The sequence below is a fragment of the Mycobacterium neglectum genome, from assembly GCF_002591975.1.
Taxonomy (GTDB): Bacteria; Actinomycetota; Actinomycetes; order Mycobacteriales; family Mycobacteriaceae; genus Mycobacterium; species Mycobacterium neglectum.
The window spans coordinates 1-13,951 of sequence record NZ_NVQE01000036.1 but is presented as its reverse complement, the minus strand read 5'-3'; the positions used below and the strand labels follow the sequence as shown (position 1 = coordinate 13,951).

Sequence of the window (13,951 nt, the reverse complement as noted above, 5' to 3'; positions counted from 1 at the left end):
TGGGAGGGAGAACTCGCCGCAACCGCGGGGCGCCCCACTTACTGTCGAAGCCGTGACGACTGCCCAACAGGCCACCATCCCCGCAGGCCTGCCCGTGGCCGATACGACCGTTGATCTGCTCGTCGTGGGTTCGGGCACGGGTATGGCCGCTGCGCTGGCGGCCGCCGAGCGCGGATTGACCGTGCTGATCGTCGAGAAATCGGAGTACGTTGGCGGCTCGACCGCGAGGTCCGGCGGCGCGCTGTGGTTCCCTGCGAGCCCTGTGCTCGCGGAGAACGGCGCCGGGGACACCGCGACGAAGGCGCGCGACTACCTGAACTCGGTGGTCGATGGCACCGCGGCCCCACAGCGGTCGGCCGAATTCATCGACCACCTGTCAGAGACGGTCGCGATGCTGCGACGCACCACACCGATGCGGTTCTCGTGGGCACGGGACTACTCCGATTACCACCCGGAGCATCCGGGAGGAAGCGCCGACGGGCGGACGTGCGAGTGCAAGCCGTTCAACGCGTCGGTGCTCGGCCCGTACCGATCACGGCTGCGTCCAGGGTTGATGGAACCGAAGATCCCGATGCCGACCACCAGTGCGGACTATCGCTGGATGAACCTGATGGCGCGGATACCGCGAAAAGGGCTGCCGCTCATCGTCAAACGACTCGCCCAGGGCGTCGGCGGTCTGATGCTCGGCCGGCGGTACAACGCGGGCGGGCAGGCTCTGGCCGCCGGCCTGTTCGCCGGTGTGCTGCGTGCCGGCATCGGCGTATGGACGCAGACCGCTCTGGTGCGGTTGATCACCGAAGGGGGCAGGGTCACCGGGGCCGTCGTCGCCCACGACGGACGTGAGGTGACGATCGGGACGCGACGCGGAGTTGTGTTGGCGGCGGGCGGCTTCGACCACAACATGGACATGCGGTGGAAGTTCCAATCCGAGTCGCTCGGCGGGAACGAAAGCCTTGGCGCCGAGACCAACACCGGCGACGCGATCCGGATCGCCCAAGATGTCGGCGCCGGAATCGACCTCATGGACCAGGCGTGGTGGTTCCCGGCGGTGGCACCGCTGCCGGGGGCTGATCCGCTGGTCATGCTCGCCGAGCGATCGCTGCCGGGCTCTCTGATCGTCGACCAGACGGGTCAGCGGTTCACCAACGAGGCCAGCGACTACATGTCATTTGGCCAGTGTGTGCTCGCGCGGGAACGCAACGGGAACCCGATCGAATCCATGTGGATCGTGTTCGACCAGCAGTACCGCAACGGTTATGTCTTTGCCGCCGATCGCTTTCCGCGCATGAAACTGCCGCAGGCGTGGTACGACGCGGGTATCGCCCACCGCTCGGAGGATCTGGCCGAACTCGCCGAAATGATGGAGGTGCCCGACGAGCAGTTCGTGGCCACGGTGTCACGATTCAACGACATGGCCCGTGCCGGAAACGATTCCGACTTCGATCGCGGAAAAAGCGCGTACGACCGCTACTACGGCGATCCCACCATCACGCCCAACCCGAATCTGCGTCCACTCGACAGGGGTCCCTTTTACGCCGTGCGGATGACGCTCAGTGACCTCGGCACGTGCGGCGGTCTGCGTGCCGACGAACGCGCCCGGGTGCTGCGCGAAGACGGCACTCCCATCGCGGGGCTGTATGCGATCGGCAACTCGGCCGCGAACGCGTTCGGAGCCACCTACCCCGGTGCGGGCGCGACAATCGCGCAGGGTTTGGTGTACGGCTACATTGCCGCCAACGACGCGGCTGTGTCCTAGGCAGACGCCCCAACGATGTAGTCACGCGTCGTCGGCAGCGGCCTTCTTCTCGATCTCGTACCAGTACTCCGGCGCCGGGAAAGGAACTTTCGTCCGCTCGCCATCACCGACGCGCGGGAACTCGGCTTCCGCCTCATCGAGTTCCTTGATCATCTTCAGGGTCAGCTCGCGCTCATTGGCGTAGTACCGCTCGGCCCAGTTCAGCGCGACGCGTGCATACGCCCATGACGCGTCGGCCTTGGCCCACTTCGCGTCCTTGGCCGCGCTGCGGTGCATCTCGTCGGCGTAGGCCAGGTGCTCTTGCAGGATCTCCCTGAGCCTGGCCGGACTGGTCAGATGCCCCAATGTGACTCGCAGCAGCGGACTGTGCTTGAGAACAGGAGGGTCGAGCGGCGCCTCGTTCGCCCACCGCGTGACGGCATCCAGACCGGACTCGGTGATCTTGTACAGCCTGCGGCTGCGAGCGCCGCCACTGTTGTCGACACGCGATGTCACAAAGCCGAGTTGCTCGAGCTTTTTGAGTTCTGAGTAGATCTGGCTGTATGCCGGGCTTCCGTAGAAGAAGCGCATACTCCAGTCGATCCACTTTCGGATGTCGTACCCCGATAGCTCGTACTCGTAAGACAGCATGCCCAGCAGCGCCCAGCTGGTAGCCGCAAGATTCGGCTTGCCCTGCTGGTCGCTGCCTTTCACCGTTTCAGACTAACAACACAGGTCACAGCGGTGGGCTCGCTCACCACTGAGCGGGAGACCGTGTTGCGGCGCACCGGCGGCAGCGGCGAGAGTTACGTCCACCGCGACTGAAGGCAGGCGATGACCAGCGCTCACGAATGGCTGACCGGCTCTGTGCGCCGTTTGATCGACGCCACCATCAGGACCGAGGTGGATGCTGAGGCGATTGCCGCGGCAACCGAGAAGATCGATTCGGCGACAGCGCAATTGAGCGATTCGTTGTTGCCGGGCTCATTCGGTGTGCAGACCGGCCCGGACGGACGACCTACCGCGTGGGGCAACGTCGTCATCGGGCTTCGCAATCCAGTCGCACCGCCGCTGACCATTCACCACGGCGCGGACGGCGCGGTGCACACGGACTTCGTTCTGGGCGCCGCATACGAGGGACCGCCAGGCCATGTCCACGGTGGCGTGTGCGCGTTGATCCTCGACCATGTCCTCGGCGCCACCGCGCACCAGCCCGGCAAGCCCGCCTATACCGGCACTCTGACGCTGCGCTACCTCCGCGGCACACCCCTCGGACAGTCGCTGCGCGCGTCGGCGCACGTCGAGCGGATCGAGGGGGCCAAGACGTTCGCCGTCGGCCACATCACCGGGTCCGATGGCGTCACCGTCGAAGCTGAAGGTGTCTTCATTCATCCGAAAGGAGGTCAGCGAGATGGCTGACAACTCGCGTCCGGACCAGCAGTATCTGCCTATGGCACCTTTACAGCGATACGCCGACCGTCGGGTCCTGGTCACCGGCGGCGGCTCCGGCATCGGGCAAGCAACCGTCCTGCGGATCCTCGACGAAGGCGGTCGGGTGGCCGCGGTGGACATCAGTGAGTCCGGATTGAAGGACACCGTTGCCAAAGCCGAACCGCACCGTGACCGGCTCACGACGCTGGTGATCGACATCGCCAGTGAGGAGTCCGTCAAGCAGGGCGTGGCCGGTGCCGTCGAGGCTCTTGGCGGCCTCGATGCCCTCGTCAACGCCGCGGGGATCTTGCGATCGGTGCACTTCCTGGACACCACACTTGCCGACTTCGAGCAGGTGCTGCGGATCAATCTCGTCGGCACCTTCCTGATGACGCGGGAGGCCATCCCCGCCTTGCGCAACGGCACCGACCCCGCCGTGGTCAACTTCAGCTCCACGTCCGCTGCCTTCGCCCACCCCTACATGTCCGCCTATGCGGCGTCCAAGGGCGGAGTCCAGGCAATGACCCATACGCTGGCGTTGGAGTTCGCCAAGGAACGGATCCGGTTCAACGCGGTTCAGCCCGGCTCCATCTCCTCTGGGATGACCGATGGCACCGGCGAATCCAAGCAGAGCATCGGACCCGGACTGCCCGCCGATGCCGACTTCTCGCTGTTCGGCAAGATCATGCCGACCCTGCCCGTCGACGGTGGCGGGATGTTCGCCGGGCCGGACGCCGTCGCCGCGGTGGTCGCGATGCTGGCCTCCTCGGATGCTTATTTCATCACCGGGACAGAGGTGCGCGTCGACGGCGGAACGCACATGTAACGTGCTTCGCATGACGACCCTTGAGCGGCCAATCCGCGTCATCCAGTGGACCACCGGCAACATCGGCCGACGATCGCTGCACGCAATCATCGGCCGCGACGACATGGAGCTGGTCGGCGTGTACGCCCACGGCGAGGACAAGGTGGGAGTCGACGCCGCGGAGCTCTCGGGCTGGCCCGAACCCACTGGCGTGAAGGCCACCAACGACATCGACGCGCTCATCGCGTTGAAGCCCGACGCGTGTTGCTACAACCCGTTGTGGCCCAGCATCGATGAGTTGGTCCAGCTGCTCGAAGCCGGCGTGAACGTGTGCTCGAGCGCCGCCTGGATCACCGGGGGAAAGCAGTCACCCGAGGATCAGGCACGCATTCGGAAGGCCTGCGAGAAGGGCAATTCCACCATCTTCGGCAACGGCGCTCACCCTGGCATGACGAACATGGTGGGAATGGTGCTGTCCGGCTCCTGCGAGCGGGTCGACGAGATCCGCATCACCGAATCGGTGGACTGCTCGACCTACGAATCGGCGGGAACGCAGACGGCGATGGGGTTCTCGCAGGACCCCGACACTCCCGGTCTGGCCGAGAACGTGCGCCGCGAAAGCGAGGTGTTCGCCGAGTCCGCCGCGATGATGGCCGACGCCATCGGCGCCAAACTCGACAAGTTGACGTTCGACGTGACCTTCACGGCCGCCACCGGCGACAGCGACCTGGGCTTCATGCAGATCCCGGAGGGGACGGTCGCCGGCGTCATGGGCTATCACCGCGGCTGGGTGGGCGAGAAGAACGTCGTGAGCGTCGGATTCAACTGGATCATGGGAAGCCATGTCACTCCGCCCAAGCCGCTGGAACACGGTCACGTCATCCAGGTGTTCGGCCTGCCCAACATGCGCACGGTGCTGCACTGTCTGCCGCCGAGGGACTGGACCGAACCCGGGTTCATGGGTCTCGGCATGATCTACACCGCCATGCCGGTGACCAACGCCGTGCCCGCCGTCGTCGCGGCCGCGCCGGGCATCGTCACGCTGGCGGATCTGCCGCCGGTCACCGGTCGCGTGGCGCGGAACTGACCTAGTCCGGCGCGGTCTGGACGACGACGCCGATCGCGCCTGCGCCCAGGTGGATCGACAGCACCGGACCCATGTCGGCCACGGTGAGCGATTCGATCTGCGGCAGGCGAGTGGTCAGCGCAGCACCCATTTCGTCGGCGCCGTCATGGTTGTCGACGTGGTGTACGGCGATGCGCGCACCGCGCTCCCCGACCACCTCGGCGACCCGGTCGACCATCGCGGCGTGCGCCTTGGTGAGCGTGCGGACCCGCTGATCGAGCACCAGTCGGCCGTCTTCGTCCAGACACAGCAGCGGCTTGAGCGACAGTGCCGTGCCCAGCCACGAGGCGGCCGTGCCGATACGACCGCTGCGCCGCAGGTTGTCCAAGCGGTGGACGACGATGAACGCGTGGGTACGCGGCACCGCCGAACGGGCCGCATTCTCAACGGTTTCCAGATCCGCTCCCGTCGATGCCGCCTCGGCGGCTGCGCACGCGACGAACCCGACCCCCATCGCGGCCGATCGCGAATTGACGACGCGGACCGCGGATCCGAACTCCCTGGCGACCTGCACTGCGGAACTGAACGTGCTCGACAACGCGGCCGAGATATGGACCGCGACGACACCGTCGCCCGCACTGTCGGCCAGTGCCTGCCGATAGGTCTCGATCAACGCGGCCGGCGCCGCTCCCGATGTCGTCGCGCGCGGACGGTCGTGAATGTCAAAGGGCACCTCGTCGATTCCGTCGCGCAAATCGGCGCCGTCGACGAGGACGTGCAGCGGGACCTGGCGGATGTTCCACCGTTTCAGCTCATCTGAATTCAGGCGGGACGACGAATCCGTGACGACAACTACGGACATGTCACGCCGGCCTCGGCGAGCGCCTTGAGCATCAGGTCCGCCACGGCCTGGTGGGCTTCGAAGTTCCAGTGGATTCCGTCCGGATTGCCGCGGCCGCTCATGACCTCTTCGCCGACGGCGGCCTTCAGGTCGACCAGCGGGATGTCGTGCTCGGCCGCCCACGCCGTGATCGCCTTCACCGTGCCCTCGCGCCCGCGGTGCGCCTTACCGTAGGTTTCCGCGATGTGCACCGACGGCAACGACGCCACTACCGGGATGCCAGGTCGGTTGAAATCGATGGCACCACGGGTCATCTCGAGGTATTCCACCGACACGTGGGGTGGCAGCGCCGCGCGCGACACCGGTGAGAGCCGCGGCTGTAGCCAACCGTATCCGTCGCGCGCCCAGCGCCTAAGCCAGGCCGGACGGACATAGCGAATCAACTCGCGCAACGCCGTTGGTAACGGCGACGGCAGCGAATCCATCCCGCCTGTCGCGAACACCACCGCACCCGCTCGCGGCAGCGCCGCCCACGCCCGCGGGTCCTGGGTCGCCGCCCACCAGACGTCGCGGCACGTCCAGCCGATCCGCCCGATGACTTCGACATCCCAACCAAGTTGGGCAGCAACGATATTGGGCCAGATACGCGGATCGTCCGATGGCAGCCCGCCCGTTGGGCCGTAGTACGACAGGGAGTCGCAGAACAGCAACAGGGTCCGGCGGGCCGAATCAGAGGACATCGTTGGCAACCTGTGCCGAGGCGTTCCAGACATCAAGGCGCCAGCGGATGTCCGCTGGGGCCGCGTCGATCTCGCTGTGCGCGGACAATTGCACCCAACTGCAGTTGCCCATTCCGCCGAGGATCGGCCAGTTGTCGACGGGGAGTCTGAGCAACGCTGCGGTCAGCGCGGCGATCAGCCCGCCATGTGCGACCAGCACCGCAGGCCGGTCCGGTTCGTCGACACCCCAGTCCGTCTGCCCGGCGAGAATTTCATCGACCAGCGGCAGGCTGCGCTCGGCGACGTCGACTCGGCTTTCTCCCCCGTGCGGTGCCCAGCGGGCGTTGTCGCGCCACGCGAGCCGGGCGCCCGGCGCTTGGGCGTCGACCTCGAGATGCGTCATCCCCTGCCAGTCGCCCAGATGTGTCTCCCGCAGACGGGTGTCCACCTGCACCGGTGTTCCTGCGCGCTCGCCGAGGCAGACCGCGGTGTCGAGCGCCCGCCGCAGGTCAGAGGACACGATGAGCAACGGCTGACGCTTGGCCAGCACCTCGGCCGCGGCGACAGCCTGATCGCGGCCAAGGTCGGACAGGTCGGTGTCCAGTTGGCCTTGCATACGGCTGCCCGCGTTGTACTCGGTCTGCCCGTGGCGGAGCATGACCAGGTGACGAACCCTCACGACTCGGGGTCCTCTGCTCTTCGCGCAAGCGGCTCATCGCCATCCAGGTCCACCGCGATAACGGGGCAATCACGCCACAGCCGATCCAGCGCATAGAAGTCCCGCTCGTCCTGATGCTGGATGTGCACGACGATGTCGACGAAGTCCAGCAGCGTCCACCGCCCCTCGCGCGCACCCTCGCGGCGGGCGGGCTTGTGCCCCGCGAGCCGCATTTTCTCCTCGACCTCGTCGACGATCGCGTTGACCTGCCGCTCGTTGGACGCCGACGCGATGACGAAGCAGTCGGTGATGACCAGCTGTCCCGACACATCGATCACGACGACGTCCTCGGCCAGCTTGTCCACCGCCGCCCGCGCTGCCACGGTGGCCATGCCGATCGCCTCTTCGGATGCGCTCATCGTGTGATCCCTTCGTGCGCGACCGATTTGGATTCGTACAGCCTGCGTTTGGTCACGTACTGGACCACACCGTCGGGCACCAGATACCAGATGGGCCTGCCCTTTTCGGCGCGCTTACGGCAGTCGGTCGACGAGATCGCCAGCGCGGGCACCTCCACGAGGCTCAGTGCCTCGGGAGGCAACTCGGCCATGGCCGCTTTGATGTGCTGGCCGTCGAGTTCGTAGCCGGGTCGGCTGACTCCGACGAATTTGGCGATGGAGAACATCTCCTCCCAGTTCTGCCAGGACAGGATCGACGCCAGCGCGTCGGCTCCGGTGATGAAGTACAGATCGGCGTCCTGATTGAGCGCACGCAGATCTCGCAACGTGTCCTTGGTGTAGGTCGGGCCGCCGCGATCGATGTCGACACGGCTGACCGAGAACCTCGGGTTGGACGCGGTGGCGATCACGGTCATCAGGTAGCGGTCCTCGGCGGCGGTGACGGGGCGCTGGCGCTTCTGCCACGGCTGGCCGGTGGGGACGAAGACCACCTCGTCGAGTTCGAACAGGTCGGCCACCTCGCTGGCCGCGACCAGGTGACCGTTGTGGATGGGATCGAACGTCCCACCCATTACGCCCACTCTGCGTCGAGAAACCACGATTTGCCAGCTTACTTCCCGCGCCGAGCGTGGGCTTGCACCACGGTTTCGACCGCCGAAGTGTGCGGGTAACCCACGTTCGCGCCGTTCCTAGACCGGCAGCAGCGCATCGATGACCGAGGCCAGCTGTTTAGCGGACCGACATTCGTGCATCGTGATGACGTCCTGATAACGCGGCACCGCCGAATCGCCGCTGCCCCACAGGTGCCTGGGCTCGGGATTGAGCCAGTGTGCGTGCCTGCTGGAATTGACCATGTGGGCCAGCAGCTCCAGCTCGGGATTGCGGTAGTTGTTGCGCCCGTCTCCGAGCACCAGCAGCGAGCTGCGCGGCGACAGCACATTCGGCCAGGTGTTCATGAACGAGGAGAACGCGTGCCCGTAGTCGGAATGGCCATCGCGGGTGTACACGCCCGCCTCACGGGTGATCCTTTGCACGGCGACCGCGAGGTCGGCGTCTGGCCCGAACAACTCGGTGACTTCGTCGGTGGTGTCGATGAACGCGAAGACGCGAACCCGGGAGAACTGCTGGCGCAGTGCGTGCACGAGCATCAACGTGAAGTGGCTGAAACCGGCCACCGAGCCGGACACGTCGCACAACACCACCAGCTCGGGCCGGGCCGGGTGCGGCTTCTTGAGCACCACGTCGATCGGCACGCCACCGGTGGACATCGATTTGCGGAGCGTCTTGCGCATATCGATCTCGCCTCGCCGTGAGCGTCGCCGCCGCGCGGCCAGCCGGGTCGCCAACGTGCGCGCCAGCGGCTTCACCACCCGTTGCATCTGGCGCAGCTGTTCACCGGAGGCACGCAGGAACTCGACGTTCTCGGCGAGCTGCGGCACTCCGTACATCTGCACATGGTCGCGGCCCAGCTGTTCGGCGGTGCGGCGCTTGGTCTCCGCCTCCACCATGCGACGCAGTTGGTTGATGCGTTGGGCTGCCATCGCTTTCGCGATCTGTTCCTGCGTCGGCGTCGGTTCGTCGCCGTACGGGGCGAGCAGGCCTGCCAGCAGCCTGCCCTCGAGGTCGTCGAGATTCATCGCCTTGAGCGCCTGATAGGACGAATACGACGGGCCGCGACTGGAGTTGTACCGCCCGTGCGCCTCGACGATCTGGGCGATCATCCGCTGGAGTCGTTCGTCCAGATTGGCCAGATCCTCGTTGTTTTCCAACAGGTCCAGCAGGGCCTGACGCATGGCGTCGACGTCCTCTGGCGGCAAACCCTCGGGCGAATCTTCGGCATCCTCGTCGTCATCGAGGACCGTCTTTGCGCCGAGCGCCGCGGGGAACCACAGATCGAACATCGCGTCGTAGGTTTCGCGGTGGTCGGGACGGCGTAGCACCGCGCACGCGATGCCCTCGCGCAACTGTTCCCGGTTCAAGAGGCCCAGCACCGACATCACCCGGCCTGCGTCGACGGTTTCCGACGGCCCGACCGAAATCCCTTGCCCGCGCAGCGCTTCGACGAACTCGACCAGGTGGCCGGGAATGCCGTGTGGAGCCAACGGCTGCGGCGGGCGGGTTCGGCGGAATGCCATCAGTTCAGCCTTAACTCTCCGGAGGCCTTGATCTGATCGGACTGGTGTTTGAGCACCACGCCTAGGGTCGCCGCGATGGTGGCATCGCTGATCGTGTCCAGCCCCAGCGCCAGCAGCGTGCGCGCCCAGTCGATGGTCTCCGCCACCGACGGCAGCTTCTTGAGCTGCATCCCGCGCAGCACACCGATGATGCGAACGAGTTCCTCGGCGAGGTGCTCGGGTAGTTCCGGCACGCGCGACAACAGGATGCGCCGCTCCAGTTCGGCATCGGGAAAGTCGATGTGCAGGAACAGACACCGGCGCTTGAGCGCCTCGGACAATTCGCGAGTCGCATTGGAGGTCAGCACGACGAACGGCTTGCGCTCGGCGGTGATGGTGCCCAGTTCCGGCACCGTCACCGCGAAGTCGCTGAGCACCTCCAGCAGCAGACCTTCGATCTCGATGTCCGCCTTGTCCGTCTCGTCGATCAGGAGGACCGTCGGCTCGGTGCGGCGGATCGCGGTCAGCAGCGGCCGCGTCAGCAGGAACTCTTCGCTGAACACATCGGTTTTCGTCTGGTCCCAGTCGCCGGAGCCGGCCTGGATGCGCAGGATCTGCTTGGCGTGGTTCCACTCGTAGAGGGCGCGGGCTTCGTCGACGCCCTCGTAGCATTGCAGCCGCACCAGCCCCGAGCCGGTCGCCTGCGCAACCGCGCGGGCCAGTTCGGTCTTGCCCACGCCCGCGGGACCTTCGACCAACAGCGGTTTGCCCAGCCGATCGGCAAGGAATACCGCTGTGGCGGTGGCGGTGTCGGGAAGGTAGCCGGTCTCGGCAAGTCGCTTGCCGACATCGTCGATGTCGGCGAACAACGGTGCTGGGCGTGCGGGGACGCTCACTGCGCTTCTCCTCGGTTCATGGTCATGCGGGGCGGGTCTGGCCGTCGCCCCACACAATCCACTTGGTCGATGTCAGTTCGGGCAGGCCCATCGGGCCCCTGGCGTGCAGCTTCTGGGTCGAGATACCGATTTCGGCGCCGAATCCGAATTGCTCGCCGTCGGTGAACGCCGTTGATGCGTTCACCATCACCGCCGCGGCGTCCACCCGCTCGGTGAAGCGCTGTGCAGCAGCAAGATTCGTCGTCACGATGGCCTCGGTGTGTCCGGTGCCGTATTCGTTGACGTGGTCGATCGCCGCGTCGAGACCGTCGACCACCGCAATAGCGATATCCATTGACAGGAACTCTGCGCGCAGTTCCTCCTCCGAGGGCTTCTCGTGCAGCGTCACGCCCGCGTTCTGCAGCGCCTTGGTCAGCCGGGGGAGGGCGGTGTCGGCGATCGCCGCGTCGATCAACAACGACTCCGCGGCGTTGCACACACTGGGCCGACGCGTCTTGGCGTTGAGCAGAATGCGCTCGGCGACATCGAGATCGGCCTCTTCATGCACGTACACATGACAATTGCCGACACCGGTCTCGATGGTGGGGACCATCGCGTCGCGCACCACCGCGTCGATCAGACCTGCACCGCCGCGCGGGATCACGACGTCGACGAGGCCGCGGGCCTGAATCAGGTGCGTGACGCTGGCGCGGTCCGCACTGGGAAGCAATTGCACGACGTCGGATTCGAGTCCCTCACCCGCCATTGCCGCGCGCAGTGCAGTGACGAGCGCGTCGTTGGAGTGGGCCGCCGACGAGCTTCCACGCAGCAGCACCGAGTTACCGGACTTCAGCGTCAACCCGAATGCATCGACCGTGACGTTGGGCCTGCCCTCGTAGACGATGCCGACGACACCGAGTGGAACGCGCTGCTGACGGAGTCGAAGGCCGTTGGTCAGCGTGCGACCGCGCAGCACCTCGCCGATGGGGTCGGGCAGGCCGGCGACTTGACGCAGCCCGGCGGCGATGCCGTCAACGCGCTGGGTATTCAGCGCCAGCCGGTCGAGCATGGCATCAGGCGTGCCCGAAGCCCTGGCAGCGTCGAGATCTCGTTCGTTGGCGGCCAGTATCTGGTGCACCTGCGCAAGCACGGTGTCGGCGGCGGCATGCAGCGCGCGGTTCTTGGTTTCGGTGGGCAGCGTGGCCAGTGTGCGTGCCGCGACGCGGGCCCGCTTGGCGGCGTCGTGGACCTGTGAGCGCAAGTCGGGTAGCACTGGGGCCGGCACACTCATTGAGCCAGCGTATCGAACCTGTCTGCGACGTTCGACACGTGTCAGGTAGCAGGGCTGGACTAGCTTGGCAGTTATGACCGCGCGGGTCTGCAGCCGGGTATGTGTAGTGGGCAGTGTCAACGCCGATCTCACGTTCACCGTGAACGCTTTACCCCGGCCCGGCCAAACCGTTCTGGCGTCCTCCATGCTGTCATCACCCGGCGGGAAGGGCGGCAATCAGGCGGTGGCCGCCGCCCGCGCAGGGGCATCCGTGCAGCTGGTCGCGGCGCTGGGCAGCGACTCCGGGGCCGATCAGTTGCGTGCGCATCTACACGACAACGACGTCGGGCTGGACGCGGTGGTGACGCTGCCGGGGCCAAGCGGCACGGCGGTCATCGTCGTGGACGCAGCCGCGGAGAACAACATCGTGGTCGCGCCGGGCGCTAACGCGCAGTTGACCGTCGACTCCTCCGATATCCACGCCGTCATCGCCGGCAGCGACGTCGTACTACTGCAACTGGAGATCCCGATCGCCACCGCGCTCGCGGCGGCACGTGTCGCCCGGGCCGCGGGCACGACCGTCATCGTCAACGCCTCCCCCGCAGGCGCGCGACCGCACGACCTGCTCGCGCTGTCCGAACTGGCTGACGTCGTCGTCGTCAACGAGGCCGAGGCGCGTGAATGGCACTGGCCCGTGCCCCATCTCGTGATCACCCGGGGCGGGCGCGGCGCCAGTTACCTCGGTGCGGACGAGCGCTTCGACGTGCCTGCGCCACGGGTCACGCCGGTCGACACCACAGGTGCGGGCGACGTCTTTGCCGGCGTGCTGGCCGCCGGATGGCGAGGCGGCCATGAAGTCGCGCTGCGCCGCGCGTGTGCGGCAGGCGCCCTGGCGACACTGGTGTCCGGCGCGGGCGACTGCGCGCCGTATGCCGAGGCCATCGACGATGCTGTGTCCAACCGGAGAGCGAGCGAGGGACATCTATGACGACCGAGACAGCGAATACACCGCGTCCACCCGAGGGTGACTGGCTGGGCACCCAGTACCTGCGCTTCACCCGGGACGGAGCGTTCGGCGTCTGCACGTTGGACCGGCCCGAGGCGCGCAACGCGATGACACCCGCCATGTACTTCGGCATCCGGTACGCGGTCCGGCACGTCGACGCCGACCCCGATCTGGCGGGTCTGCTGATCACCGGCGCAGGTGACGTGTTCGCGCCCGGTGGCGACATGGGCGGGGGCGACGGCAGCGACAACTGGCTGACGTTCGGTTCGGCGCTTGGTATGGACGTCACGCCGTTCGAGACGCTGCGCCAGTCCGTGAAGCCGGTGGTCGCGGCGGTGAATGGGTTATGCCAGGGCGGCGGCTTGCAGATTGCGCTGTGCAGTGACATGGCGGTGGTCAGCGACCGGGCGACGTTCCGCGTGCCTGAGCTGCTGCGAGGGATTGCCGACACCTACTACAGCCAGATGCTGGCGCGTCTGATCGGCCCCGTCCGCACCCGCGATCTGATGTTCACCGGTCGCACGTTGACCGCGCAGGAGGCCCACGACTGGGGCATGGTCGCGCGCGTCGTCCCGCACGAGGAGTTGCTCGATGCGGCGCGCGAGGTGCTGGGTCAGTGCTGCCGGACCGCGCCCGCCGCCAGGAGCGTCGTGAAGTCCAGCCTGGACAACTACCTGGGCCTTTTCGACCGCATCGGCATGCAGGCCAGCTACTCCTCACCGGAGGCGCTGGAGGGCTTCCGCTCATTCAAGGAGCGACGGTCACCGGACTGGGTGCACCCCGACCTGCGCACCGAGGGCCGCCTCTGAGTCGCGATTTCGGTGCGCACACAGTCGCTGAGCGGTCTGTTCTGTTCGGGGACATCGCTGACGCCGGTATGTCTCGGGACATCGCTGACACCTGAGTAGGGCCTCGACCACGATGGTTCATGGCCCAGAAGGTGACGGCGATGGACATTCGGATGGCTGCGGCG

General features: G+C 66.6%; 15 protein-coding genes. 6 read left to right on the top strand and 9 right to left on the bottom strand.

All coding sequences use genetic code 11. From position 1 onward, the window contains the following. The first annotated feature begins 52 nt into the window (after positions 1 to 52). On the top strand, positions 53 to 1,756 hold the full coding sequence (locus CSQ99_RS23150; protein ID WP_099041343.1) for a 3-ketosteroid-delta-1-dehydrogenase: 1,704 nt from the start codon (positions 53 to 55) through the stop codon (positions 1,754 to 1,756). Between the two features lie 21 nt (positions 1,757 to 1,777). On the opposite strand, the gene CSQ99_RS23145 is transcribed toward CSQ99_RS23150, so the two are convergent. Then, the gene (locus tag CSQ99_RS23145) at positions 1,778 to 2,449 is read right to left on the bottom strand and encodes a PadR family transcriptional regulator (RefSeq protein ID WP_099041342.1); all 672 of its coding nucleotides are present in this window, start codon (positions 2,447 to 2,449) and stop codon (positions 1,778 to 1,780) included. A gap of 120 nt (positions 2,450 to 2,569) precedes the next feature. Here CSQ99_RS23145 and CSQ99_RS23140 point away from each other — a divergent pair, with 120 nt between their 5' ends. Genes CSQ99_RS23140 through CSQ99_RS23130 form a run of 3 tightly spaced genes read left to right on the top strand, consistent with a single transcriptional unit; the run spans position 2,570 to position 5,058 of the window. Then, entirely contained in the window at positions 2,570 to 3,154 is a 585-nt protein-coding gene (locus CSQ99_RS23140; protein WP_099041341.1) for a PaaI family thioesterase, read from the top strand. A gap of 31 nt (positions 3,155 to 3,185) precedes the next feature. Next, entirely contained in the window at positions 3,186 to 3,992 is an 807-nt protein-coding gene (locus tag CSQ99_RS23135) for an SDR family NAD(P)-dependent oxidoreductase (RefSeq protein WP_099041386.1), read from the top strand. A 10-nt stretch (positions 3,993 to 4,002) separates the two neighbouring features. Further along, positions 4,003 to 5,058: an NAD(P)H-dependent amine dehydrogenase family protein gene (locus CSQ99_RS23130; protein ID WP_099041385.1), complete on the top strand. Its 1,056-nt coding sequence runs from the start codon at positions 4,003 to 4,005 to the stop codon at positions 5,056 to 5,058. Between the two features lies 1 nt (position 5,059). On the opposite strand, the gene CSQ99_RS23125 is transcribed toward CSQ99_RS23130, so the two are convergent. From CSQ99_RS23125 to CSQ99_RS23090, 8 genes are all read right to left on the bottom strand, one after another. Further along, on the bottom strand, positions 5,060 to 5,899 hold the full coding sequence (locus CSQ99_RS23125; protein ID WP_099041340.1) for a DegV family protein: 840 nt from the start codon (positions 5,897 to 5,899) through the stop codon (positions 5,060 to 5,062). After that, positions 5,890 to 6,618, bottom strand: a complete 729-nt coding sequence (gene octT, locus CSQ99_RS23120) for a diglucosylglycerate octanoyltransferase (protein WP_099041339.1) — start codon at positions 6,616 to 6,618, stop codon at positions 5,890 to 5,892. The genes CSQ99_RS23125 and octT overlap by 10 nt, the downstream gene beginning before the upstream one ends. Continuing rightward, positions 6,608 to 7,276: a glucosyl-3-phosphoglycerate phosphatase gene (gpgP, locus tag CSQ99_RS23115; protein WP_099041338.1), complete on the bottom strand. Its 669-nt coding sequence runs from the start codon at positions 7,274 to 7,276 to the stop codon at positions 6,608 to 6,610. The genes octT and gpgP overlap by 11 nt, the downstream gene beginning before the upstream one ends. Next, on the bottom strand, positions 7,273 to 7,674 hold the full coding sequence (gene rsfS, locus CSQ99_RS23110) for a ribosome silencing factor (RefSeq protein ID WP_099041337.1): 402 nt from the start codon (positions 7,672 to 7,674) through the stop codon (positions 7,273 to 7,275). The genes gpgP and rsfS overlap by 4 nt, the downstream gene beginning before the upstream one ends. Next, complete coding sequence (gene nadD / locus CSQ99_RS23105; RefSeq protein ID WP_281258507.1) at positions 7,671 to 8,294, bottom strand: nicotinate-nucleotide adenylyltransferase; 624 nt, start codon at positions 8,292 to 8,294, stop codon at positions 7,671 to 7,673. The genes rsfS and nadD overlap by 4 nt, the downstream gene beginning before the upstream one ends. A 108-nt stretch (positions 8,295 to 8,402) precedes the next feature. Then, the gene (locus CSQ99_RS23100) at positions 8,403 to 9,848 is read right to left on the bottom strand and encodes a vWA domain-containing protein (RefSeq protein ID WP_099041335.1); all 1,446 of its coding nucleotides are present in this window, start codon (positions 9,846 to 9,848) and stop codon (positions 8,403 to 8,405) included. After that, positions 9,848 to 10,723: an AAA family ATPase gene (locus tag CSQ99_RS23095; protein WP_099041334.1), complete on the bottom strand. Its 876-nt coding sequence runs from the start codon at positions 10,721 to 10,723 to the stop codon at positions 9,848 to 9,850. The genes CSQ99_RS23100 and CSQ99_RS23095 overlap by 1 nt, the downstream gene beginning before the upstream one ends. Positions 10,724 to 10,745: 22 nt before the next feature. Then, positions 10,746 to 11,993, bottom strand: a complete 1,248-nt coding sequence (locus CSQ99_RS23090) for a glutamate-5-semialdehyde dehydrogenase (RefSeq protein ID WP_099041333.1) — start codon at positions 11,991 to 11,993, stop codon at positions 10,746 to 10,748. Between the two features lie 73 nt (positions 11,994 to 12,066). Between CSQ99_RS23090 and CSQ99_RS23085 the strand changes: the two genes are divergently transcribed. Continuing rightward, positions 12,067 to 12,960, top strand: coding sequence for a ribokinase (locus tag CSQ99_RS23085; RefSeq protein WP_099041332.1), 894 nt, complete (start codon positions 12,067 to 12,069; stop codon positions 12,958 to 12,960). Beyond that, entirely contained in the window at positions 12,957 to 13,787 is an 831-nt protein-coding gene (locus CSQ99_RS23080; protein ID WP_099041331.1) for an enoyl-CoA hydratase/isomerase family protein, read from the top strand. Before CSQ99_RS23085 ends, CSQ99_RS23080 begins: the two co-directional genes overlap by 4 nt. Positions 13,788 to 13,951: the final 164 nt, after the last annotated feature.

Excerpts from the sequence above, each read along its gene's own strand:
- CSQ99_RS23140 (WP_099041341.1), top strand. The coding sequence starts at position 2,570 with ATGACCAGCGCTCACGAATGGCTGACCGGCTCTGTGCGCCGTTTGATC.
- CSQ99_RS23135 (WP_099041386.1), top strand. The coding sequence starts at position 3,186 with ATGGCACCTTTACAGCGATACGCCGACCGTCGGGTCCTGGTCACCGGC.
- CSQ99_RS23130 (WP_099041385.1), top strand. The coding sequence starts at position 4,003 with ATGACGACCCTTGAGCGGCCAATCCGCGTCATCCAGTGGACCACCGGC.
- CSQ99_RS23125 (WP_099041340.1), bottom strand. The coding sequence starts at position 5,899 with ATGTCCGTAGTTGTCGTCACGGATTCGTCGTCCCGCCTGAATTCAGAT.
- octT (WP_099041339.1), bottom strand. The coding sequence starts at position 6,618 with ATGTCCTCTGATTCGGCCCGCCGGACCCTGTTGCTGTTCTGCGACTCC.
- rsfS (WP_099041337.1), bottom strand. The coding sequence starts at position 7,674 with ATGAGCGCATCCGAAGAGGCGATCGGCATGGCCACCGTGGCAGCGCGG.
- CSQ99_RS23100 (WP_099041335.1), bottom strand. The coding sequence starts at position 9,848 with ATGGCATTCCGCCGAACCCGCCCGCCGCAGCCGTTGGCTCCACACGGC.
- CSQ99_RS23090 (WP_099041333.1), bottom strand. The coding sequence starts at position 11,993 with ATGAGTGTGCCGGCCCCAGTGCTACCCGACTTGCGCTCACAGGTCCAC.
- CSQ99_RS23085 (WP_099041332.1), top strand. The coding sequence starts at position 12,067 with ATGACCGCGCGGGTCTGCAGCCGGGTATGTGTAGTGGGCAGTGTCAAC.
- CSQ99_RS23080 (WP_099041331.1), top strand. The coding sequence starts at position 12,957 with ATGACGACCGAGACAGCGAATACACCGCGTCCACCCGAGGGTGACTGG.